A 22,169-nucleotide genomic window follows, 5' to 3' on the forward strand; every position below is an offset into this window, starting at 1 on the left:
TCTCAACCGATATAAAATGTACAAGAATCATTTCTGATCATTAAACTAACAATAATCTTGCAAAATCCCCCTACACTAAAATTATTTGACCGCTTCTATTTCTTTAGAAATACCTTTTGAGCCATGTTTCCCCTGCAGGCACTTTCCACTCATTTCTGAACTGATCGATATTTTCTACTAAATTGTTGAAGGTTATGGTTTCTGAACTGATTTTACCATCCAAAATAAGGGATTTCAAGTCATGCATTGCACTTTGGAAAATTTCTCCATTTAACAAAAATGCTACTTTCGTTCTGTCAAAAAAGTTAAGGTTTAGTTTGTTCTCCAGATTTCGGATCAATCCTACTGAGGCGTCTATTGAACAACCACTTGCCTGATTGTAATTTTCATCCACCGAAATCACAAGAAATTTACTGTGAAAAACGGAAAAGGAACTTTTCAATGGATTTCCATGTGCTGACCATTCCGATAAAAATTGCTTAGCTGAATCTTCTATAAAATTGGTCTCCTGATTGCTTAGTTGTCGATCTGCCTGATAAATCCAAACTCTGGAAGTCGGCGACATCTCTTCAAATGGAATATACATAGTTAATTTTTTTGATGTCAATCATAAATACGAATTGATGCACCAAAAGTAAGCAATAAATAAAATTTTATTTCTGTTTTAAGCGGGTGATGCCCTGATTACACTTCTACTTCTTCCAATTTTTCAGGTTCACGAGGAAAAATCAATGATAGAATTACTGAAAGTATCAAAACTCCAATAATAAATCCAAATGACAGAAATATTGGAATATGTAGATCTATCAGTTCAGCAAGCATCTTGCCTCCAATAAATATGAGAACAAAAGAGAGCCCTTTTTGTAGCAAATAGAATTTATCCAACACATTAGCAAGAAGAAAAAACATAGCCCTAAGCCCCATAATAGCAAAAATATTTGAGGTATAGATCACGAACTCATTTTGAGAAATGGCAAATACAGCAGGGATAGAATCTACTGCGAAGATCAAATCAGTGGATTCAATGAGCACAATAACTATAAATAAGGGCGTAAACCATAACTTTCCCTTTTCAAAGAAAATAAATTTTCCACCTCTGGCTTCTTGAGACACTGGAAGTACCTTACGCACCAATTTTATCAAAGCATTTTTCTCAGGCTCAATCTCCATTTCATCATCATCTTTGAAAATCTTGATGCCTGAATATATCAGGAATGCTCCGAAAATGTAAAGTATCCAGTGAAACTCACCTATTAATAGTGCTCCAAGAAAGATAAAGATTGCTCTGAAAATAATTGCTCCCAAAATCCCCCAAAATAGAATATCATGGTAGTATTCTTCTTTAACATTGAAATATCGAAGAATGAGTAAAATCACAAAAATATTATCTACAGAAAGTGCTTTTTCTGTAACGTAAGCAGAGAAAAATTCAAGTGCATCTTTTGATCCTCCTCCGAAAAAATAGATCAGCCCTCCAAATACTACCGAGACAAATACCCAGAATATAGTTTGAATTAAAGCATCCTTTTGAGAAATTTTTCTGGCTTTTTTATGAACCAAACCAAGATCAACAACTAGAAATAATAAAATAATTACTCCGAAAATACTAAAAAGAAGCATTTCGTTATTCCCGGAAAATAGGGCTAAAAGCATAGGTTATAGTTATTTGGTTACTTTTCCCTTAAGTGATTGAACAATAATGGACAAAGAAAGATATAATTATTGAATTTATAAAATTGAAGACGATAATAATTGTACTATGTAAATTGTTTTTAGGATAATTTTTAGTGTGTAGCATATAGAATAACCTACTTGCCACAGTTTTCAGCAATATCATCAGACATCTCGTGCTATAATTGTTCTATAGTACCGGATTTAATTTTCGCTAAACTGCAACTTAATGAGGTTTTCGTAAATCCCATCGCTCTTTGAGGACAGATCATTATGATTTCCAGACTCCACAATTTTTCCTCCTTCTAGCACATAAATTCGATCTGCTTTTCTGATGGTCGCCAGCCTATGGGCAATGATAATGGTAGTTCTGTTTTTCATCAGTTCATTCAAAGCATCTTGAACTGCTTTTTCAGACTTAGCATCTAAAGAACTTGTGGCTTCATCCAATACCAATATAGATGGATTCTTTAAGATTGCCCGAGCTATAGCAATACGCTGACGCTGGCCTCCGGAAAGCTTGACTCCTCGTTCTCCAACCAATGTATCAAATCCCTCAGGAAACGACTCAATAAACTCTAAGGCATTGGCTTTTTGAGCTGCTTCCTTGATTGCTTCAAGATCGGCATTCGTATTTCCATATCCTATATTTTCTTTGATAGAACCTCCAAAAAGTATGACTTCCTGAGGTACAATACCAATGTTCTTTCTAAAAGCCCTTAGATTATACTCATTGATGTTTTTACCATCTACCTTAATAGCCCCGCTATCAAGCGGGTACATTCGCATCAGCAATTGTATCAATGTTGATTTCCCTGCTCCGCTTGAGCCAACCAAAGCAATTTTCTCTCCTTTTTTCAAATCAAAAGAAACACCTTTTATGACTTCAATCTCATTCCTGGATGGATAAGAAAATCGTACATCTTCAAAAGACAGATTTCCATTCAAATAAATTTTATCGCCAATACTATTCGAATCCTGTTCTTGTTCTTCGCCATGCAGTTCTAAAATTCTTTCCGACGCTCCAATGGCACGCTGAACCTGACCATACATATCTCCCAACCCGGCAATAGACCCACCTATGAATGCTGTATAAAAAAAGAAAGACATCAGTTCGCCGGACAACAAATCTCCATTTTGTAAAAGGTGTGCCCCGTACCACATAATCCCAACCATACCTCCGAAAAGCGCAAAAATGATAAATGAGATCAATCCACCACGATACTTGGCAGTTTCAATAGCTTTGCTTACTACCACATCCTGGCTTTTTTTGAATCGGGCTATTTCAAACAATTCATTAGTGAATGTCTTTACGGTAGATATTGTCTGAAGTGTTTCTTCTATTATGGTAGATGACTTAGCCAGTTCTTCCTGAGTGTTTTTAGAAAGTTTTTTAATCTTTTTACCAAAAAACATGGCAAAAACAATCAGTACAGGAAAGGTTCCCAGCATAAACAAACTCAACGACGGAGTGGTGAAAAATATAATCGCTACACCAACTACAAGGGTCACAAGCTGTCGGGTAACTTCTGCTAATGTGGTAGAAAAAGTTGTTTGGAGTAAGGTAACATCCGATGAAATCCTGCTCATCAATTCTCCCGTTCGGGTTTTATCAAAAAAGGAAACAGGTAAAAACAGAATTTTACTGAACAGTGACTTTCGCACATCAGACATGGCTCTTTCACTTACCTGAGCAAACAGATATACCCTAAAAAAGGAAAGGATGCTTTGGACAAACAAAATGGCTACCAGTGACAGGGCAATTAAATGAATTTCATTTAAGTACCAGGTTCTATTACCCGTAGCTACGTCTATGAGTTTTCCCGCAACATAAGGAAAAGCCAACAGTAAAAAACTTGAAAAGACAAGGAATATAAACCCAACAATAAATTTTGTTTTATAGGGAAGCATAAACCTGAATATCCCAAATAATTTCTGAAGGTTTTGTTTGTTCAACTTACGCTTTTCCTCTTCAGCCAATTTTGCTTTTGCCATCAGGTTTTATTTATAGAGTTATAAGCCGCAAAGGTATCTACAGACATGGACATAGCCAACTGGAATGTGATTTGTTGGAATTTCAAAACAGGCAACAGCGATAAAAAACAAAGAAGGGAGTAAAATCCCTCTTAGTTCCTCATATTCTTAAGTTTGTCCACTTCAAGCAACTTAATCTTACTGGCTTTTATTTCTATCAGACCTTCTTCCTTAAAGTCGGACAATGTACGGATAACTGATTCCGGAGAAGTCCCAACAATGTTCGCCAAATCTTCTCTGGAAATGCTCATTTCGAAAGTTTCCTGTCCTTCTTCTTCAAATTTTTTCTTAAGGTAAATCAATGATTCGGCCACTCTTTTTCTCACCGAATTATAGGCTAGTTTCAATAACCTTTCTTCGATTTCCATTAGGTTGTTGGAAATCATTTTTATGAATCGGTTGGCTACATCCCGGTTGCTGCTGAGCAAGTTGAAAAAATCCTGCTTTGGTATGGTGCAAATTTCTGATTCCTCCAGTGCCATAGCTGATTCATTGTACACCATCTCTTCCAGCAAAGACATATAGCCTATAAAATCTCCTTCTTTGTACAAGCCGGTTATATATTCTTTTCCGTCGGTGTTGGTTTTATAGGTTTTTACCTTACCACTATTGATGAAATACAAACCATGTGGCAGATTACCTTCATAAAAAATAATCTCCTTCTTCTTAAATTTCCTAAGCGACCTTTCTTCTGAGAGTCGATTTAACTGATTTATACCACGAGCTTCATCTATAAACTCATTTAAACCTTCAAGATTTGGCGTATAATCTTTTTTAAACATTTTATGTTTTCTCAGACGGGTTTCGATCACATCCAGCAACTCAATATCATCAAAAGGCTTGGTAATATAATCGTCTGCACCAAGTGTCATTCCTTTTCTAAAATCTTCTTTTTCTGTTTTGGCAGTAAGGAAAATAAAAGGAATGGACGCAGTATAAGGAAGCTTGGCCAGTACCCTGAGTACTCCAAAACCATCCAACTCCGGCATCATAATATCACAAATAATCAAATCCGGAACTTCCTTCTTAGCCAACTCTACTCCAATTTTTCCATTTTCAGCAGTAATTACCTTATAGTCAGAAAGGTCTAATATCTCTGCTATGTTTTCTCGCATATCAGAGTTGTCTTCAATCAATAATATTTTAACCATCAGCTTTGTTTGAAATTGGTAATTTAATAATGAATTCAGTTCCCTTATGTTCTACACTGGTGAATTTAACTTCTCCATTTAATATCTCAATATATTTCTTTACAATATTTAAACCCAATCCGGTACCCTGAATATTTTCGGCATTTTTAGCCCTGTAAAAACGAGTGAAAATATTAGCCTGATCCTTCTTAGGAATACCTATTCCCTCATCTCTGATTTTTATTACCAGACTCTCTTCATTAGATTCAATGGTAAAATAGATGCACTTATCTTCCTCTGAATATTTTGAAGCATTGGACAAAAGGTTGAGTAGAAGGTTTCGAAGAATCTGCTTGTCCAGATGAATCTCTTCTACCAATAAATTTTCAGAATCAAATACCACTTCCTGACCCGGCTTCAAAACCGTTTGCATGGCATTGATGGTTTCATTCGCCAGCACTTTAAAATTAAAAGTTGAAAACTCGAAGGGTATTTTTCCTTCCTCCAACCTTTCTATATTCAAAAAATCGTTGAGGATTTGTGTAAGGTTGTTTACGGCAGACTTGATTCTTACTATGTGCTTTTGTGCCTTTTCACCAGACTCTCCCATATTGTATCGGGAAATAAGTGATATAGAAGAAAGAATGGTACTCAAAGGTGTTCGGAATTCGTGTGAGGCTGTTGTAACAAACCGTGTTTTAAGTTCATTTAGTTGCATCTCTTTTTCGAGAGCAATCAAAGTATCCGTTTGTGCTTTCTTTAATTCGAAATTTATTTTCTCTAATTTTTTGTTGGCATCAGCCAATTCCTTTGTTCTTTTTTCAATTTCTTTTTCCTGCTCTTTGGCATAGTGTTCAATTTTGCGCTTTGATTCCTGTATTTCTGTAAGGTCATGAACTACTCCGCAAAAATGACTTTCCCCGTTTACCTTGATCTCCGATACGCTCAGATAAAACGGAAATTCAACACCATTCTTTTTTAATCCCACCACTTCTCTGCCTATCCCTATAATTTTTTTAACCCCTGTAGTTAAATAATTGTTTATGTATGTATCATGCATTCTGGCAAAGTAATCCGGCATCAGGCTACTTATGTTTTTACCAATCATTTCTTCCGTTTTATATAAAAACAACTTGCCAGCTGCAGGGTTCATCGACTTTACTATCCCTTTTTTATTGATCACGATGATACCATCAATGGCATCATTGAAAATGGCATGTAAAAGATCGGGGGTTTCAAAAGAAAATACTGGTTTTTCCAATTTAACTAGGGGATTTAAGGAGGAAATAAACTGGTTGCCAATTTAACGAAAATTAGGTTTTATAACCTTAATTTATAGTTAAAAATGATGCCGGGTAAGAGATCTGTGTGCTAAGCTAATACTAACTACAGAAAGCAATGCTCCCAATAGAAATGGGGCTCCCGGAAAAAACACCTGAGCATTCTCCTGAGTAAATTGATAAAATAAACCAGTCATAACCGGAGGGGCAATAGCGGCAGTCAGGCTAATCACACTGGTAATCGCTCCCTGAAGCTCTCCCTGAGCATTAGGAGAAACTTGTTTGGTCATGATTGACTGCATCGACGGACCGGACAACCCACTAAAAGCGTAGGGTATTGAAAATACAAACATCATCCAGCTATCAGTAGCGAATGCAAATAAAATAAAACCTATAAGGTATAAACTCAATCCATAATAAATCCCTTTTTGTTCACCTATTATGGGTATTATTCTTCGGATCAGTACACCCTGTACAAGACCAACCATAAGTCCGACAAAACCAAGAGATAAACCAATCATTTTCGGATCCCAGGCAAATTTAAGTTTCGTATAAAATGTCCATATACTTTGAGTGGAATGCGCCGCAAAATGCACAAAAAACAATGCGCCTATTAAACCAATGATGATAGGATACTTCTTCAGTTGAAACAACGACCCCAGAGGATTAGCTCTCTTCCAGCTAAAAGGTCTTCTATGCTCAGCGTCGAGCGACTCAGGTAAAATAAAATAACCGTATATACAATTTAGCAATGTAAGTCCTGCAGCAGCAAGAAAAGGAACTCTGGTACCATATTCACCCAAGAAACCACCAATGACCGGCCCTATAATAAAGCCTATACCAAAAGCTGCTCCAATCAGGCCAAAGTTTTGTGCACGCTTTTCCGGTTTGCTAATGTCTGCTATATAAGCAGAGGCAGTGGTCATACTTGCGCCGGAAATTCCTGAAATGATCCGTGCCAAAAAGAGCCATGCAATAGTTGGAGCCCAGGCCACCAGTAAATAATCAATCGCAAATCCAAAGAGAGAAATTAGCAAAACAGGCCTGCGTCCATACCTATCACTCAACCCACCTAAAATCGGAGAACAAATAAACTGCATGATGGCATAGGAAAAAGTAAGGAATCCTCCATAGACAGAAGCATCACTCACCTCACCATCGATCAGTTCCATGATCAAATCAGGAACCACCGGGATGATGATCCCAAATCCGATGACATCAATAACCAGTGTAATGAATATAAAGCCGAGTGCAGCTTTAGGCTTCTGTGACATGCAATTAAATTTTGGCGAATTTAGGACTATTTCTTCATTTCAATCCCAAAAAGTCAACGCTGTTTTTTTTTCTTAAAGACTCAGAAATTCATCACAGAAAAATATGAAACAAAAAAAGCCGCTAAAAGCGGCTTTCAAAATCTTTACATTAAATATTGACTTATCCCCACATCGGAAGGTATTTTGCTCTGTTGGCATACAAAAGAAAAATATTGAATGACAAAGCAACAGCAGCTCCACCAATACCTGCCACATCCAGTCCAAGATGAAATAAAAATGCTGCTACCATCACCGGAAATACCATCACTGCTGCAAAAGCTACCTTCTGATTGGTAAGAAATGCTATACCTGCAACGATCTCAATAGACTTGATGACAGGGAAATAAAATTTAGTGCTAATTAATGCTCCCATAAATGCTCCGGCTGCCGGATTCATGTCTCCCATAGGCAAAAATTGCAAGAAATAATTTAAACCAAAGACCACCAACATCAACCCGAAGAGCAGTCTCACTACCAATTGTACTTTATCCATTTTATTTGATTATTTATTAAATTGATTATATACTTTTTTGATTTTTTATAGCTTCAGCCAACCATGTCAGCTCTTGAATGAATAAACCTGTTGATTTCTCAAAATATTCATCTGTAAGCTTACCATCCTCGTCAAATGCACTTTGAACTTTGGTAAGTAAATATTTCATTGGCACAGCGTAAGCTCTTATATGCAAAATGAATTTCTGTAAATCATGGTGAACGTTGATTCCTCCCATATTTCCGGACGATACTGTCAGTAATCCGATAGGTTTTTTGCTAAATTCCGGATGGAAATAGTCGAGGGTGTTTTTCAATACTCCCGGCATACTTCCATTGTATTCGGGAGATACGATCACAAGTGCATCTGCTTCGCTTAATTTTTGAGAAAACTCCTCCAGTCTGTCTGGTTTTTCATCCAAATAACTGTTTCGTTCTTCCATTATAGGAAAGTTGTACTCTGCTAAATCAAGGTATTCTACATGTGTCACCTTTTCGTTCTTCAACAACTCTTTTTGTAAATATTTAGCTGCTTTAGGTGTTTGTCTGCCTCTGCGCACCGATCCTACTATTATTGCGATATTCATTATTGTTTCTATTTGATTGTTATCTATTATCCTCTTATTTTATCTAATATGTCATTTAAGACTTTGGCATCCTCTTCTGAAATATGAGCCTTAATATTTTCTACCTGATTTACATCAGGATCCATTTCGGCTAAAAGGTTTAACCCTTTTTGGGTAATGATCACATCCACCATCCTACGATTTTCAGCGTTGATATTTCTATCAACCAATTCCATTTTTACCAACTTATCAAGCAATCTGGTCAGGTCTCCTCGTTTATTTACTAAAACTTCTTTGATCTCACCGGGACAAATACAATTAGGATATTTACCCCTCAATATTCTTAGTATGTTGTAGTGCTGATCGTTGATGGCATATTTTTTAGATATTACCATAAAATTATCAGTAAGCCAGTTTCCAGTGTACATGATGTTAAGCAATGCCTTTTGCCATTCATCTTGAAATTTTGCTTGTTTTATTTCTTCTTCTAATTTCATTGACTTAAAATACGTAATTACAAATATTGTAGTTACATAAAATTAGAAAAATTATCAGAAAAATGAAAAAGGAAGAGTCTAAAACTATTTTCTTGTATAAGAAATAGTAATGTTGTACCCGGCATTTTTCTTCTCAGGCACCTCTTTTTTGGGTTTTGCCTTTACCAACTGGTATTGAAGAGATGGGGTTTTCTTTTTAGGAAGATTAAAATTGATTTTGAGGGTTTTTCTGGTGGATGTTCTCAGGCCTCTGTTGACGGCTTTATCAAAAACAAGTGATTTAATCAGTCTTTCAACTTCCTCGTCACAACCATGGCCGAGTCCCTTGAGAATATTGACATTTTTAATTTTTCCCAATCCATCCACAAAATACTCAGCTTCTACTGTACCTTCTATCTTATTTTCCAAAGCGTCTTGAGGATACTTCAAATTCTCATTTATAAATTTTGTCATAGCCACCTTACCCCCCGGATATTGAGGTACTTTTAGAAAATCCTTTGGCTTCTTAGATTTGTGCATACTCGTGACTAATTTGGTAAATATTTAATACCCAGACAACTTTTCTCAGGCTGTAGTTCAAAATGAGCTAAAAGTATTACGGAAGAAAGTTATAAAACAGCATAAGATCATGTGGATTTGTCCTAATTGCAATCAGAAGTTTTTACATACCAACCAATGGCACTCATGTGCCGAAAAAACAGTTGAAGATTTTTTAACAAACAAATCTCCAATTACCATTGAACTTTTTCATCATCTCATCGAAGAGTACAACAAAATCGGAGAATTTGCACTGCATCCTGCCAAATCCAGAATTGCTTTTGCTGCAACAATTCGATTCGGATATATAGCCAGACTGGGTAGAAATTTTGTAGATGCGGCTTTAACATTCAATCAACCTTACAAAGACAATTTGTGTTTTTACCGCATAGGTGAAGTCCCGGGAGGCAAATATTTTCAGCACTATTTTCGAATATTCTCCAAAGAAGATATCAATGAAGAATTAAAAAAATATATGAAAATGGCATTAGACTATGGAAACAAAAAAACGCCTAAATCATGAGCAAACCCTATCCATACAGCTTACTCATGAATCTATGCCAGATCAATAATTCAAAGGCACTTCAACCATCGTTTTGTCCCATCCCATCCTCATTACAGCTGTATCTTTTCCCTTATCTTCAAATCTGATAGAAAATGCTTCTACTTCACTCGAAAGCGATTTGACAGGCACTTTCACACGTAAAACATCTTTGCCTTCATTGTAGCTATAAGCACCCCAATAATCCAAATCAGAGCTTACAATAATCATCCATTCTTTTTCATCAGGGATTGCAAATAGAGAGTATGTTCCTGCCTTAAGTTTTTTTCCTCCAACAGTAATGTCCTGATAAGCCTTTAACTCAACTGCCTCATTGGCTCCCAGTCTCCAAACTTTACCATAAGGTACCAGTGTTCCAAAAATCTCACGTCCTTTTTTTTGTGGTTGACTGTAATACACTTTAACAATTGCCTTTTGGCCTGGATCTCTGTCGTGAGCAAAATTATCGGGTAAATAAGCCACATCCATTGGACTTTTGTCAAGTGCTCTAAAGGACTGAGCCGAAGCTACTGTGCTCACAGAAAGTACGAGCAACAAGGAATAAAGGAAATGTTTCATTTTGAATTGGTTTTTTAGTGAAAAATAAATTCTAACAGCATGTTGAACGATGAACCAAATTAAATGGTTCATTTGGCCAATATGGCTTTTACAGTTTCTTTTAAATACGGGAGTACCTCCTGACCAAACCACTCATTTTTTTTCATCCAGATATTATTTCGGGGTGATGGATGTGGCAATGGAAAATATTTAGGTGTGTACATCTTCCAGTTTCTAACAGTCTCTGTCAACGTATCGCATTTTTGCTCCAGATAATAGTTTTGAGCATATTGGCCAATTAGCAATATCAATTCCAGATTAGGCAAATAATCAAATATCTTGGCGTGCCATGCTTCGGCACATTCAGGTCTTGGAGGCAAATCTCCCGATTTCCCTTTCCCGGGATAACAAAATCCCATTGGTACAATAGCAATTTTTGAGGTGTCATAAAAAACTTCCTTATCGACATCAATCCAATTTCTAAGGTTCTTTCCACTTGCATCGTCCCATGGAACTCCAGATGCATGCACTTTGGTGCCGGGAGCCTGTCCGACTATTAAAATCCTGGATGATTGAGAAAACTGCACCACGGGATTTGGGCCAAGAGGCAACACATCTTTACATATTCCACAGGCACGAATTTCAGACAAAAAAACTTCTAACTGATTCAATGAGTTTCTGGTTATTACACAAACTTAAATTTAAAGCTTTGAATAGTAAATCCAATTACCCCAATACCCTCAACTTGGCAAAAGACAACAATAATGTCTTGTCGCCTGCTTTTTCGAAAGAAATATGTGCTTTTCGATTGGTTCCCTGTACCTCCATTTTGGTTACTGTGCCAAAGCCGAATTTCGGATGCTCCACTTTCATTCCTTCTGCCAGGCCTGAAGTATCTGATGGAGCAAAATTTGCAGAGGGTTTGTGTACGATTGCATTGGGAGAAGGCCTTGAAGCAGTGCTCTGTACATTGGAAATAAAGCTCCTGGTAGTATGGTTGCTTTCCCTTGTCAACGCAGGAGGAGTAAAAGAATTGGAATACTTCTGGCTCACCCTGATAAAATCCTTATCAATTTCCTCTAAAAACCGACTGGGTTCACATGTTTTCAAACTACCAAAACGATACCGGGTCAATGCATAACTCAGTGTCAACTTAATTTCTGCCCGGGTAATAGCCACATAAAACAACCTGCGTTCTTCCTCAAGGTCATCTCTGGAACTCAACATCATTTGAGAAGGAAATAAGTCCTCCTCCATTCCTACCAGATATACATGTTTAAACTCCAACCCCTTGGCCATATGAATAGTCATAAGGGTTACAAAATCAGTATCATTTTTATCCTGACTATCAGCATCTGTAAGCAGAGCAATTTCCTGTAGAAATGAAGCCATCGACTTGTCCTCTGTTTCCGGATTGTCCACAAACTCTTTGATACCATTCAGTAATTCCTGCACGTTTTCATATCTGCTTCTGCCCTCGATGGTTTTGTCATCGTAAAGCTCTTTCAGTAGCCCTGAGTTTTTGGCTATTTGAGAAGCCGCTTCAAAAGCATCCTTTTTTTCGATAGCCAAAATGCATCCCTTAATTAAGGTGACAAAATCAGCTATGGCATTGGCTATTCTCCCAGAAAGGTACTTGTTGGCTTGCTGCATCACTTCCCAAACGGTAATATTATTCTCAGCAGCTGCCACCATCAGTTTGTCAACCGAACTGTCGCCTATTCCTCTTTTAGGAAGATTAATGATTCTTCTAAACGCCTGTTCATCATTTTGATTAACAGCATATCGGATGTACGACAATACATCCTTGATTTCTTTTCTCTGGTAAAAAGAAACCCCACCAACTATCCTGTACTTGATATTGTTTCTGCGTAGGGCTTCTTCCATTGATCTGGATTGGCTGTTTGTCCTGTACAAAATAGCAAAATCAGAATTATGAAGCTGATTATTGACCTTATCTTCAAAAATGGCTGAAGCAACTAATTTTCCTTCTTCATTGTCAGTAGTTGCCCTAATCACATCAATCAACTCTCCGGTGTTGTTGTCTGTCCACACACTTTTTTGAAGTTGTGACTTATTCCGGCCTATTACCGAATTGGCAGCATTGACAATGTTCTTTGTAGATCTATAGTTCTGCTCTAGTTTAATTACTTTCAGTTCCGGGTAGTCTTTCTCAAAATTGAGAATGTTTTGAATATTGGCTCCACGAAAAGCGTAGATACTCTGAGCATCATCACCCACCACGCAGATATTTCTCCTGACTGAAGCCAGTTTTTTCGTGATCACATATTGGGACACATTGGTATCCTGAAACTCATCTACCAGTACATATTGAAACCGTTGTTGATACTTATTCAATACATCTATATGGTCACGAAATAACACATTGGTATAGAAAAGCAGGTCGTCAAAATCCATAGCATCTGCTTTAAAACAACGCTGGACATATTCTTTGTAGATCCTACCCATTTCAGGTTTTCTATTGTCTATGTCATCCTGCATATAAATAGGATTACTGGTATATTCCTGCCACGACACCAACCTGTTTTTTGCTCCGGAAATCCTACTATACACCACATTGGCTTTATACACTTTGTCATCAAGATTAAATTCCTTAACAATTGCCCGGAGCAAAGACTTGGTATCGTCTGAATCATAAATAGTGAAGTGGCTGGGAAACCCAAGCTTATGAGCTTCTGCTCTTAAAATTCTGGAAAAAACGGAGTGAAAAGTACCCATCCACAAATTTCGGGCGTCTCCACCTACTATTTGCTCAATCCTTCCTCTCATTTCTTTTGCCGCCTTGTTGGTAAAAGTTAGCGAAAGAATCGAAAATGGATCTACACTGTGTTTTTTAATTAAATGAGCTATTCGGGTAGTAAGCACCCTGGTTTTTCCCGATCCTGCACCAGCAATGATCATACTTGGCCCTTCTACACTCAGTACACCCTCTTTCTGGGGTTCATTCAAATCTTTAAGATATGGGAATTCCTCTGTTTCAGACATTTTTGCAAGTTACAATTAGTACCATAAAATTTTATAGTATCAACTTTAAAAATCTAATTTTACTTCACATCACCAAGTACAACAGCCAATGATCAAAATAAGAAAAGCCAATTTGTCAGACAAAAAATTCATTGTCAGTTTTCAATTGAACATGGCTATGGAAACAGAAAACTTAAAACTGGATGAGCAAACGGTAATCCAGGGTGTCACACGGGTCTTATCCGATCCTTCCAAAGGTCAATACTTTGTAGCGGAAACCAATGACAATGTCATTGGAAGTTTATTGACTACTTATGAATGGAGCGATTGGAGAAATGGCACTACGCTGTGGATCCAATCAGTTTATGTTGACACCAGCCACAGAGGCAATGGAGCTTACAAAGCATTGTATGCCCATGTGAAATCAATGGTTCAAAGTGATCCCAACTACACTGGTATTAGGTTATATGTCCACAAGGGCAATGAAAAAGCAAAGAAAGTATATACCAATCTGGGCATGAACGGAGAACACTATGAGTTGTATGAATGGATGAAAGAAAGCTAAAATATGCATCAAGAGTTTAACCTCTTGATGCATCGTACTTCCTTGTTAAGCTCTATTTCCTTTAGGCTTTCTCCTGAAATTCCTGTTTCCTCCCTGAGATTTTGGTTTCCTAAAATGATTGTTGCTTTTAGGTTTTTCACTTGCAGGCTGTGGATTATTACCTGGCTCAAACCCTTCTATAACCTCTTGAGGCAAAGATTGTTTTAACAGTTTTTCGATTCCTCTTACCAAATCCATTTCATCATGACTTACCAATGAAACAGCTTCACCACTCGCTCCGGCTCTTCCGGTACGACCTATTCTATGAACATAATCTTCAGCCACATTTGGCAATTCAAAATTGATAACATGAGGCAGCAACGGTATATCCAATCCACGAGCAGCAATATCTGTAGCTACCAATACCCTTACAGTACCTTTCTTAAATCCATCCAAAGCTTTAGTCCTGGCATTTTGGCTTTTGTTGCCATGAATGGCCGCAGAAGTAATTCCGCTTTTCTCCAGTTTTTCACTGAGCCTGTTAGCTCCATGCTTGGTTCTGGTAAAAACCAATACCTGCTGCCAATCTCCTTCGGAAATCAACTTTACGACCAAGGCTGGTTTTCTCCCTTTGTCCACATGAAACACCTTCTGTATTATTTTTTCTACAGTAGTATTCTCCGGAGTAGCTTCCACGGTAACCGGGTTTTGAAGAAATCCATTGGCCAATTCCTTGATCTCCTTAGAAAAAGTAGCCGAAAACAATAAATTCTGCCTTTTAGCAGGCATCAGGTTGAGGATTTTTTTGATGTCTCTCAAAAACCCCATGTCAAGCATACGATCCGCCTCATCCAAAACCAGTATCTCAACACTGTTTAAAGACAATACCTTTTGATTGAGTAGATCCAGCAATCTACCCGGAGTAGCTACCAAAACGTCCACCCCGTTTCTGAGTGCAGTGACCTGAGGATTTTGATTTACTCCCCCAAAAATCACAGTAGATTCAATGTTCAAAAACTCACTGTATTCCTTTACATTGGCAAATACCTGTGCAGCCAATTCCCTTGTAGGAGTCAGTATGAGAGCTCGCAACGGTCTTCTTCGCATTTGCTTACCCTCAGATAAAATCTGAAGTAGTGGCAATGTAAATCCTGCCGTTTTACCAGTTCCTGTTTGAGCAGAAGCCAAAACATCTTTTCTTTCTAATATAAACGGTATTACTTTTTCCTGAATAGGTGATGGTGTTGTATATCCTTTTTTGTTGACAGCATGCAACACGGAAACGGATAATCCTAATGATTCAAATGACATATATTTTTTTATGGAATGCAGGCATTAGAAAATGTTCATAAAACCCATGAACATGCCTGTGTGGTTCATTGTGGCAATTGAAATTACATTTGTATTTAAACCAGCAAATTTGAATGGCTCTCTAAATACAAATGCAAAGGTACATTAATTCTTCATCAACAACGTGAAAAAAAATAATTGGCATTAAAGAATAATATTTTCCTCAAAATCCACCTTGTCAATCACTTCTAAAATCTAATGAGACAAAACCTATAGTATTTGTGAATATTGATATGGTATTTGTGAATATTGATATACTGTTTTTGCTATGCAGCAAAATTTAAGTACTTTTCTAACTATTATTTCAACTACTCAGGTTCAATATATATTGAACATAACCTTATTAATTATTTCAAAAAAATGAAACCAATTGTACAAATTTCTCTGGACTTAACCGATATTGACGAAGCACTCGAAACTGCCACAATGGCCATGCGGGCCGGGGTGGACTGGCTGGAAGCAGGTACGCCTTTGATTCTGGCAGAGGGCTTGCATGGAGTAAGAAAGTTGCGTGAGGCATTTCCAAATACCCCTATTGTAGCAGACCTGAAAACTATGGACGGGGGCTACCTTGAAGCAGAAATGATGGCTAAAGCCGGAGCTACTCACGTGGTAGTTATGGCCAGAGCACATGAAGAGACTATAAAATGTGTGGTTCAGGCAGGAAAAGACCATGGTGTAAAAGTAATGGGCGACAATCTCGGTGCACCGGATATGGTAGCCGCAGCAAAATGGTTGGAAGACTTAGGTTGCGATTATGTAATTCACCATATAGGTTATGATGAAAGAAGAGGTATTGCCGCTCAGGGAAAACGCATGCCTAGCCCACTCGATCAACTTCGTGAAGTGGTAAAGGCAGTAAATATTCCTGTGCAGGCAGTTGGAGGACTTTCACTGGAGCAAGCCATAGAATGCCCCAAATATGGTGCACCATTGGTTGTATTGGGTGCGCCACTTACTATTGATGCCGATGCATTTAAAACGGCATCCGGTAACCTTGAAGAATCACTTAAACTAATCTGTGATGCCATACATGCTCACGGAGATGTCAACTAAAAATAATAATTTACTGTACTTAACTATACAAAATCAGGAATGGCAACAATAGAAAAAATTCCAGCAGTGGTCAATTTTGCAGAGGAAAAAGGATCTGTAGAGATCAGAGAAATATCCAAGCCGGATATCGGTGAAGAAGATGTACTATTAGAAGTAGTAAATGTGGGCGTATGCGGCAGTGACCTCCACCAATGGACTTCCAATCATAGCTGGCCAGTAAACTATCCTATCGTGCTTGGCCATGAATTTGGTGGACACATAGTCGAGCTTGGCAGTCGTGTAACAGGTTGGAAAGAAGGAGACAAAGTGGTAAGCGAAACAGCAGCAGTCATCAATCCCAACAGTGCCATGTCTCGAACAGGGCTCTACAACCTGGATCCCGACAGGAAAGGTTTTGGTTATGGTGTTAATGGTGCTATGACCCGCTTTGTGAAAGTACCAGCCAGGTGCTTACATACAGTACCTGCTCACCTTTCATTTGAAAAAGCATGTTTGACTGAGCCTTGTTGTGTTGCCTATAATTCTGTGGTAGTTAACTCCAACATCAAGCCGGGAGACCGGGTGATCGTAATTGGTCCGGGAACGATAGGAATCCTTTGTGCAGCAATGGCACGACTATGCGGTGCAGAAGTGGCAGTAGTAGGATTAGAAAGCGACAGAAACAGGATAGAAATAGCAAAGCAATATGGTTGTGACGGCATAATAGGAGATGCGTCTGAATGGGCCAGAGAAAGAGACGGACTCGGCGCAGATTGTATTATTGATGCCGCTGGTGCCAGTGCCACGCTTAAAGTTGCAATGGATTTGGTACGCCCCAATGGGCAAATTACCAAAGTGGGCTGGGGGCCTCAACCTCTTGGTTTTTCCCTCGATCCATTGGTACAAAAAAATGTGAGGCTTCAGGGAAGCTTTAGCCACAATTGGCCAATTTGGGAAAAAGTGATTGGTCTTTTGGCAAGTGATACCCTCGACGTGACTCCAATTATCGGTGGAGTTTGGCCTATTACCTCTTGGGAAGAAGCATTTGAAAAAATGCATAGCGGCCAGGTGGTGAAAAGTGTACTTAAACCAGTATGACCTATGCGGTTAGCAGGCAAGATAATCATTGTTACCGGTAGTACTACCGGGATAGGAAAAGCCATAGCCAAACGCTGTGTAGCTGAAGGTGCCAGAGTGGTAGTCCACGGACTGGAAAAAGACTGGGGGCAATCTATACTGGATGAATTAGGAACTGACAATGCAGTGCTTCATATCGAAGAAATAAGTAATGAAGGTACGCCAGATCGTTTGGTTGATCTTGCGGTAAAAACCTTCGGAAAACTGGATGCCATTGTAAATAATGCCGCTAAGGTGGCTTCTTCCGACATCCACACGACAGACAAGCCATTTCTTCAAAATATTATAGAAATCAATACCATAGCACCTTTTCTTCTAACGAAAGCAGCATTACCCCATCTGACTAAAACCCGTGGCTGTGTGCTGAATATCGGATCGATTAACGCTTGGAGCGGTGAGCCCAATCTATTAGGTTACAGTATGTCGAAGGGAGCTTTGATGACCATGACAAGAAATCTGGGTGATGTGCTCCATAGAGAAAATGGCGTTCGGGTCAATCAGATCAATCCTGGATGGGTGCTTACAGAGACAGAAATCAAGAGAAAAAAAGAACATGGATTAAAGGAAAACTGGTACGAAGATATTCCTGACACCTACGCTCCCGCCGGACGGATTTTGTGGCCTGAAGAAATGGCTGCTGCTGCGACCTACTGGCTCTCGGATGAAAGCGGACCAGTAAGTGGGCAAGTCGTTGACTTAGAGCAACATCCATTAATCGGGCGCAATGCCCCAAAAAATACTACAACAATAAACGTAAAAAAATAAGATAAAACTACTATGCCAAAATTAGCTGTATTCCCAAAAGCCTTTATGAATGCCCTGTGCAACGACGGAACCATGCGGGTAGCCGAATGGATCGAACTTGCCGTGAAACTTGATGTACAGGGACTGGAATGGTATGCCGGGTTTCTGGAAATGAAAGATAAAAAAAACTGGTCTGTATTTAGACAAATGGTAGAAGACCATGGGAAAGAAATACCCATGATGTGTTGTTCACCAGACTTTACCCATCCGGATTTGGCTTTCCGGCAAAAGGAAATAGAAAAACAAAAAAACTGGATAGATATGACATACGCATTGGGTGGAACTTACTGCCGTGTGTTGTCCGGTCAGAGGCGGCCTGAACTTACGCTGGACGAAGGAGTCAAGTATGCTGCAGAAAGCATCAACGCCTGTTTGCCTTATGCGGAAGAAAGAAATATCACGCTCATTATAGAAAACCACTACAAAGACGACTTCTGGGAGTTTCCTGAATTCGCACAAAAAATGGACGTTTTCTGTAAGCTGCTGGATAGTCTGCACCACCCGCACTTTGGAGTAAACTACGATCCCAGCAATACTTTTCTGGCAGGTGAAGACCCGTTAGAGCTACTATATCGGGTGTCTGATCGTGTGGTCACCATGCATGCAAGCGACCGCTACCTCAAAGAAGGTACCATCGAAGATTTACGCAATGAAGAACTTGGTGCTGTAGGGTATGCCAAGCGACTGAGCCATGGAGAAATTGGTCAGGGACTCAATGACTATGATGCCATTTTCACCGAACTGAAAAGAGTAGGTTTTGACAACTGGATCAGTATTGAAGATGGCGTGGATGGCATGGATCAACTGGAAAGAAGTGTTGCATTCCTAAACAAAAAAATTGCCGAGCACTGGCCTGCTCAATAAGGTTTACTTGCCTTATTGTAAAAAAGCATAAAATGAAAAAAACTAAATGGCTTTTCATTGTTGTTCTGATTCTTACAGGGATTTATGTAGCTACTGTATTCATCTTTCCGGTAAAGTTGGATCGGGAACAAAATAAGACAAAACTACTTCCACCCTACAAAGTCTCTGACAAAGCCCTGGCACTATATAATTCTTTGGACTTTATTGCCGATTTGCATTGTGATGCCTTGCTCTGGAGCCGTGACCTGACAATAAAAAACTCCATAGGCCATATGGATTTTCCGAGAATGCAGGACGCCAATCTGGCTTTACAGGCATTCACCATTGTTACCAAAGTTCCAAAAGGACAAAATTTCTCAAAAAACACGGGAGAATCATTTGACATGATGACCTTGATGAATTTTTTACAGGCAAGACCAATATCAAATTGGTTCAGTTTGTTTGAAAGAGCCGTTTACCAAAGTCAAAAACTTCATAAAATGGCTGCTGATTACAATGATGAATTTATTGTAGTTAAAAATGCAAATGATCTAAACAGACTCATAACACTGAGAAAAGAAAACAAACATGTAGTAGGAGGTTTTTTGGGTTTGGAAGGAGGCCATTGTCTGGAAGGCAAGATAGAAAATCTTGAAAAACTATATCAGGAAGGAGTCCGCATGGTAGGCCCTACTCATTTCTTTGACAATGAACTCGGAGGTTCTGCTCATGGTATTTCCAAAGAAGGCCTTTCCGATTTTGGCCATAAGGTGATACAGCGTATGGACGAACTGGACATGATCATTGATTTGTCGCATACTTCTCCAGCCATGATTGATGATATTTTGGCACAGACCAGACGGCCTGTTCTGGTTTCTCATACTGGAGTCCGAGGCACAATGGATAACCCGCGAAACCTATCTGATGAACATGTACGCCAGATTGCCGCCAATGGAGGGTTAATTGGCGTAGCTTTTTTCAAAGGGGCGGTAGATACGCCACTGACTAAAGGGATTGTCGATACTATGAAATATATCAAATCAATAGCGGGTGTAAAATGTATTGCTTTAGGATCGGATTATGATGGAAGTATGACAGCTCCTTTTGATGTTACCGGATTGCCATTGCTGGTTGAGGAGCTTTTAAATCAGGGATTTAAAGAAGACGAAATCAGAGCCATTATGGGAGAAAACGTAAAACAATTTATGCTGAAAAACCTTCCCGAGTAAAAGACCCTTCCACCAATTCTAAGAAAAAGAAACACAACCCTAAAGTATTTTAGCCTTATAGTGCCCTCTTTTACGTATCTTAGGTAGGTTATACTTTTCTGGTTCAATCCCATAAAAGGTAAAAAATTACGTTTCTATCATATACAAGGAAATTGAATCAGGATAAACAAGCGTAAAGTATGAATTGTGACATCTCTAAAATTGCTAAAAGCATCACTCCATTACTGGTGATCATTTTGATTATTTCTTGTGCAAATCAGGAAGAAGTATCAAAAGACTCAGCAAATACTCAAACCATGGATGATCCAACTACGGATGATCTGGCTACCGATGAAATTATCAATTATTTAGCATTGGGAGATTCATATACTATCGGACAAGGTGTGAATGCAAAGTTAAGATGGCCAAATCAATTGGGTACAGCACTCAAAGAACGTAATTACAAGGTTGAAACAATAGATATCATTGCACAAACCGGATGGACTACAAGCAACTTGCTGTATGCTCTGGACAATACTGAAACAGGAGATTACAATCTGGTGTCGTTGCTAATAGGCGTAAATAATCAATATCAAGGCCGGTCTTTTGCAACGTTTAAAACAGAATTTGATTTATTGTTGGATAAAAGTATAGGCATAGCTGGTGACACCAAGAGAGTATTTGTTGTTTCCATACCAGATTATGGAGTCACTTCATTTGGAGGTGCAAATAGCAGCAGGATAGGACAGGAAATTGACATGTACAATGACTACATGGCTGATCAATGTGACTATCGAAAGATTCCTTTTATAAATATCACGGAAGTTTCCAGGGCATTGGGAGATTCAAAAGATGCATTGGCACCAGATGGCTTACACCCAAGCGGAAGCCAATATGCAGCATGGGTAAATGATATATTACCTGTAGTCGTCGAGGTTTTGAATAAATAAAAACCAGGCCTGAACTCTTCGGTTTTCGCCATTTCCGGGCAGGAAACTCCATAACACAGACCTGCCAGGTTTATCCGGAAAATCCAGTAATTAACGGTAGTTTTCTTGTCAGCTTTGGAATGAAACCTGGCAGGTCTCTCTCCCCTAGCGCAAGCATCTCACTTGTACTTTAATTTGACTTAGCGCAGTAGAACAGCTCTATACGATAAAATATAAGAACAGGAAAACTGCTCCAAAGTCTCCTTGTCATCTCTGACAAAGTAAATATCTCTTGAAATGCAATCCGGAACAAGATTCCCCTACTGGTCTTAGCGTCTCGCTGAGAACCTGCAAACGGTCGCCTACTCATTGGTCGTGAACCTATTCCTGATGCAAAACCTTGTCTAATTGCTCCCCTACTGGTCTTAGCGTCTCGCTGAGACCCCTCTAATCTAAAAAATAAATGTCAATCAACCCCTTTTCTCCTTCATAATCTCTGGCACTACTATACAGCCAGTCTGATGGTTTTTCCACAAATCTTGCTTCTACGGGATTGTTATGAATGTATTCCAACCGTTGTTGTACGATAGAATTAGTTGACAATTCTATCGGGTGATTGTGCTGTTGCCAAAATTGGAAGCCCTTATTGTTAGAAGCCTTATTACCAGCTCTTTTCATCATCCAAAGCAACCATTCTTTTCTGCTTTCTTGTGGA

23 protein-coding genes are annotated in these 22,169 nt (G+C 38.8%); 8 read left to right on the plus strand and 15 right to left on the minus strand.

What is annotated here, in order from left to right:
• Window positions 1-103 precede the first annotated feature (103 nt).
• The 10 genes from AAOP42_RS04755 to AAOP42_RS04800 all read right to left on the minus strand — a co-directional run bounded on the left by AAOP42_RS04755 (window position 104) and on the right by AAOP42_RS04800 (window position 9,502).
• Window positions 104-586, minus strand: a complete 483-nt coding sequence (locus tag AAOP42_RS04755) for a hypothetical protein (RefSeq protein WP_349527317.1) — start codon at window positions 584-586, stop codon at window positions 104-106.
• 98 nt (window positions 587-684) lie between these two features.
• Window positions 685-1,653 (minus strand): TerC family protein, encoded by a 969-nt coding sequence (locus AAOP42_RS04760; protein WP_349527318.1) that lies wholly within the window; start codon window positions 1,651-1,653, stop codon window positions 685-687.
• A gap of 222 nt (window positions 1,654-1,875) precedes the next feature.
• A complete protein-coding gene (locus AAOP42_RS04765) occupies window positions 1,876-3,666 on the minus strand; it encodes an ABC transporter ATP-binding protein (protein WP_349527319.1) in 1,791 nt (596 codons plus the stop codon).
• A gap of 131 nt (window positions 3,667-3,797) precedes the next feature.
• Window positions 3,798-4,856 carry a response regulator gene (locus AAOP42_RS04770; RefSeq protein WP_349527320.1) on the minus strand — a complete coding sequence of 353 codons (1,059 nt, stop codon included), beginning with the start codon at window positions 4,854-4,856 and terminating at the stop codon, window positions 3,798-3,800.
• Window positions 4,849-6,096, minus strand: coding sequence for a PAS domain-containing sensor histidine kinase (locus AAOP42_RS04775; protein ID WP_349527321.1), 1,248 nt, complete (start codon window positions 6,094-6,096; stop codon window positions 4,849-4,851). Before AAOP42_RS04775 ends, AAOP42_RS04770 begins: the two co-directional genes overlap by 8 nt.
• A 78-nt stretch (window positions 6,097-6,174) precedes the next feature.
• On the minus strand, window positions 6,175-7,389 hold the full coding sequence (locus AAOP42_RS04780) for a TCR/Tet family MFS transporter (RefSeq protein ID WP_349527322.1): 1,215 nt from the start codon (window positions 7,387-7,389) through the stop codon (window positions 6,175-6,177).
• 160 nt (window positions 7,390-7,549) lie between these two features.
• Window positions 7,550-7,921: a hypothetical protein gene (locus AAOP42_RS04785; RefSeq protein ID WP_349527323.1), complete on the minus strand. Its 372-nt coding sequence runs from the start codon at window positions 7,919-7,921 to the stop codon at window positions 7,550-7,552.
• A gap of 25 nt (window positions 7,922-7,946) precedes the next feature.
• Window positions 7,947-8,507: an NADPH-dependent FMN reductase gene (locus tag AAOP42_RS04790; RefSeq protein ID WP_349527324.1), complete on the minus strand. Its 561-nt coding sequence runs from the start codon at window positions 8,505-8,507 to the stop codon at window positions 7,947-7,949.
• Window positions 8,508-8,533: 26 nt separating this feature from the next.
• On the minus strand, window positions 8,534-8,983 hold the full coding sequence (locus AAOP42_RS04795) for a MarR family winged helix-turn-helix transcriptional regulator (protein ID WP_349527325.1): 450 nt from the start codon (window positions 8,981-8,983) through the stop codon (window positions 8,534-8,536).
• 84 nt (window positions 8,984-9,067) lie between these two features.
• Entirely contained in the window at window positions 9,068-9,502 is a 435-nt protein-coding gene (locus tag AAOP42_RS04800; RefSeq protein WP_349527326.1) for an energy transducer TonB, read from the minus strand.
• 109 nt (window positions 9,503-9,611) lie between these two features.
• On the opposite strand from AAOP42_RS04800, the gene AAOP42_RS04805 reads away from it, so the two are divergent.
• Complete coding sequence (locus tag AAOP42_RS04805; protein ID WP_349527327.1) at window positions 9,612-10,043, plus strand: DUF5655 domain-containing protein; 432 nt, start codon at window positions 9,612-9,614, stop codon at window positions 10,041-10,043.
• Between the two features lie 42 nt (window positions 10,044-10,085).
• Here AAOP42_RS04805 and AAOP42_RS04810 read toward each other — a convergent pair whose 3' ends face one another.
• The 3 genes from AAOP42_RS04810 to AAOP42_RS04820 all read right to left on the minus strand — a co-directional run bounded on the left by AAOP42_RS04810 (window position 10,086) and on the right by AAOP42_RS04820 (window position 13,625).
• Window positions 10,086-10,640 (minus strand): DUF2911 domain-containing protein, encoded by a 555-nt coding sequence (locus AAOP42_RS04810; protein ID WP_349527328.1) that lies wholly within the window; start codon window positions 10,638-10,640, stop codon window positions 10,086-10,088.
• Between the two features lie 68 nt (window positions 10,641-10,708).
• Window positions 10,709-11,290: a uracil-DNA glycosylase family protein gene (locus AAOP42_RS04815; protein WP_349527329.1), complete on the minus strand. Its 582-nt coding sequence runs from the start codon at window positions 11,288-11,290 to the stop codon at window positions 10,709-10,711.
• 55 nt (window positions 11,291-11,345) lie between these two features.
• Window positions 11,346-13,625 carry an ATP-dependent helicase gene (locus tag AAOP42_RS04820; RefSeq protein ID WP_349527330.1) on the minus strand — a complete coding sequence of 760 codons (2,280 nt, stop codon included), beginning with the start codon at window positions 13,623-13,625 and terminating at the stop codon, window positions 11,346-11,348.
• An 88-nt stretch (window positions 13,626-13,713) separates the two neighbouring features.
• On the opposite strand from AAOP42_RS04820, the gene AAOP42_RS04825 reads away from it, so the two are divergent.
• Complete coding sequence (locus AAOP42_RS04825; RefSeq protein ID WP_349527331.1) at window positions 13,714-14,169, plus strand: GNAT family N-acetyltransferase; 456 nt, start codon at window positions 13,714-13,716, stop codon at window positions 14,167-14,169.
• A gap of 45 nt (window positions 14,170-14,214) precedes the next feature.
• On the opposite strand, the gene AAOP42_RS04830 is transcribed toward AAOP42_RS04825, so the two are convergent.
• Window positions 14,215-15,459 (minus strand): DEAD/DEAH box helicase, encoded by a 1,245-nt coding sequence (locus AAOP42_RS04830; protein WP_349527332.1) that lies wholly within the window; start codon window positions 15,457-15,459, stop codon window positions 14,215-14,217.
• A 399-nt stretch (window positions 15,460-15,858) separates the two neighbouring features.
• On the opposite strand from AAOP42_RS04830, the gene AAOP42_RS04835 reads away from it, so the two are divergent.
• From AAOP42_RS04835 to AAOP42_RS04860, 6 genes are all read left to right on the plus strand, one after another.
• Complete coding sequence (locus AAOP42_RS04835) at window positions 15,859-16,554, plus strand: orotidine 5'-phosphate decarboxylase / HUMPS family protein (RefSeq protein ID WP_349527333.1); 696 nt, start codon at window positions 15,859-15,861, stop codon at window positions 16,552-16,554.
• Between the two features lie 39 nt (window positions 16,555-16,593).
• The gene (locus tag AAOP42_RS04840) at window positions 16,594-17,631 is read left to right on the plus strand and encodes a zinc-binding dehydrogenase (protein WP_349527334.1); all 1,038 of its coding nucleotides are present in this window, start codon (window positions 16,594-16,596) and stop codon (window positions 17,629-17,631) included.
• Window positions 17,632-17,634: 3 nt separating this feature from the next.
• Complete coding sequence (locus tag AAOP42_RS04845) at window positions 17,635-18,435, plus strand: SDR family NAD(P)-dependent oxidoreductase (protein WP_349527335.1); 801 nt, start codon at window positions 17,635-17,637, stop codon at window positions 18,433-18,435.
• Between the two features lie 12 nt (window positions 18,436-18,447).
• A complete protein-coding gene (locus tag AAOP42_RS04850; protein ID WP_349527336.1) occupies window positions 18,448-19,338 on the plus strand; it encodes a sugar phosphate isomerase/epimerase family protein in 891 nt (296 codons plus the stop codon).
• Window positions 19,339-19,370: 32 nt separating this feature from the next.
• On the plus strand, window positions 19,371-20,546 hold the full coding sequence (locus AAOP42_RS04855; protein ID WP_349527337.1) for a dipeptidase: 1,176 nt from the start codon (window positions 19,371-19,373) through the stop codon (window positions 20,544-20,546).
• Between the two features lie 179 nt (window positions 20,547-20,725).
• On the plus strand, window positions 20,726-21,475 hold the full coding sequence (locus AAOP42_RS04860; protein ID WP_349527338.1) for an SGNH/GDSL hydrolase family protein: 750 nt from the start codon (window positions 20,726-20,728) through the stop codon (window positions 21,473-21,475).
• Between the two features lie 426 nt (window positions 21,476-21,901).
• Here AAOP42_RS04860 and AAOP42_RS04865 read toward each other — a convergent pair.
• Window positions 21,902-22,169, minus strand: a 268-nt coding sequence (locus AAOP42_RS04865) for a transposase (protein ID WP_502947633.1), incomplete at its 5' end; no start/stop codon positions are given.

Source organism: Reichenbachiella sp. MALMAid0571 (genome assembly GCF_040151475.1).
Taxonomy (GTDB): domain Bacteria; phylum Bacteroidota; class Bacteroidia; order Cytophagales; family Cyclobacteriaceae; genus CAXBNB01.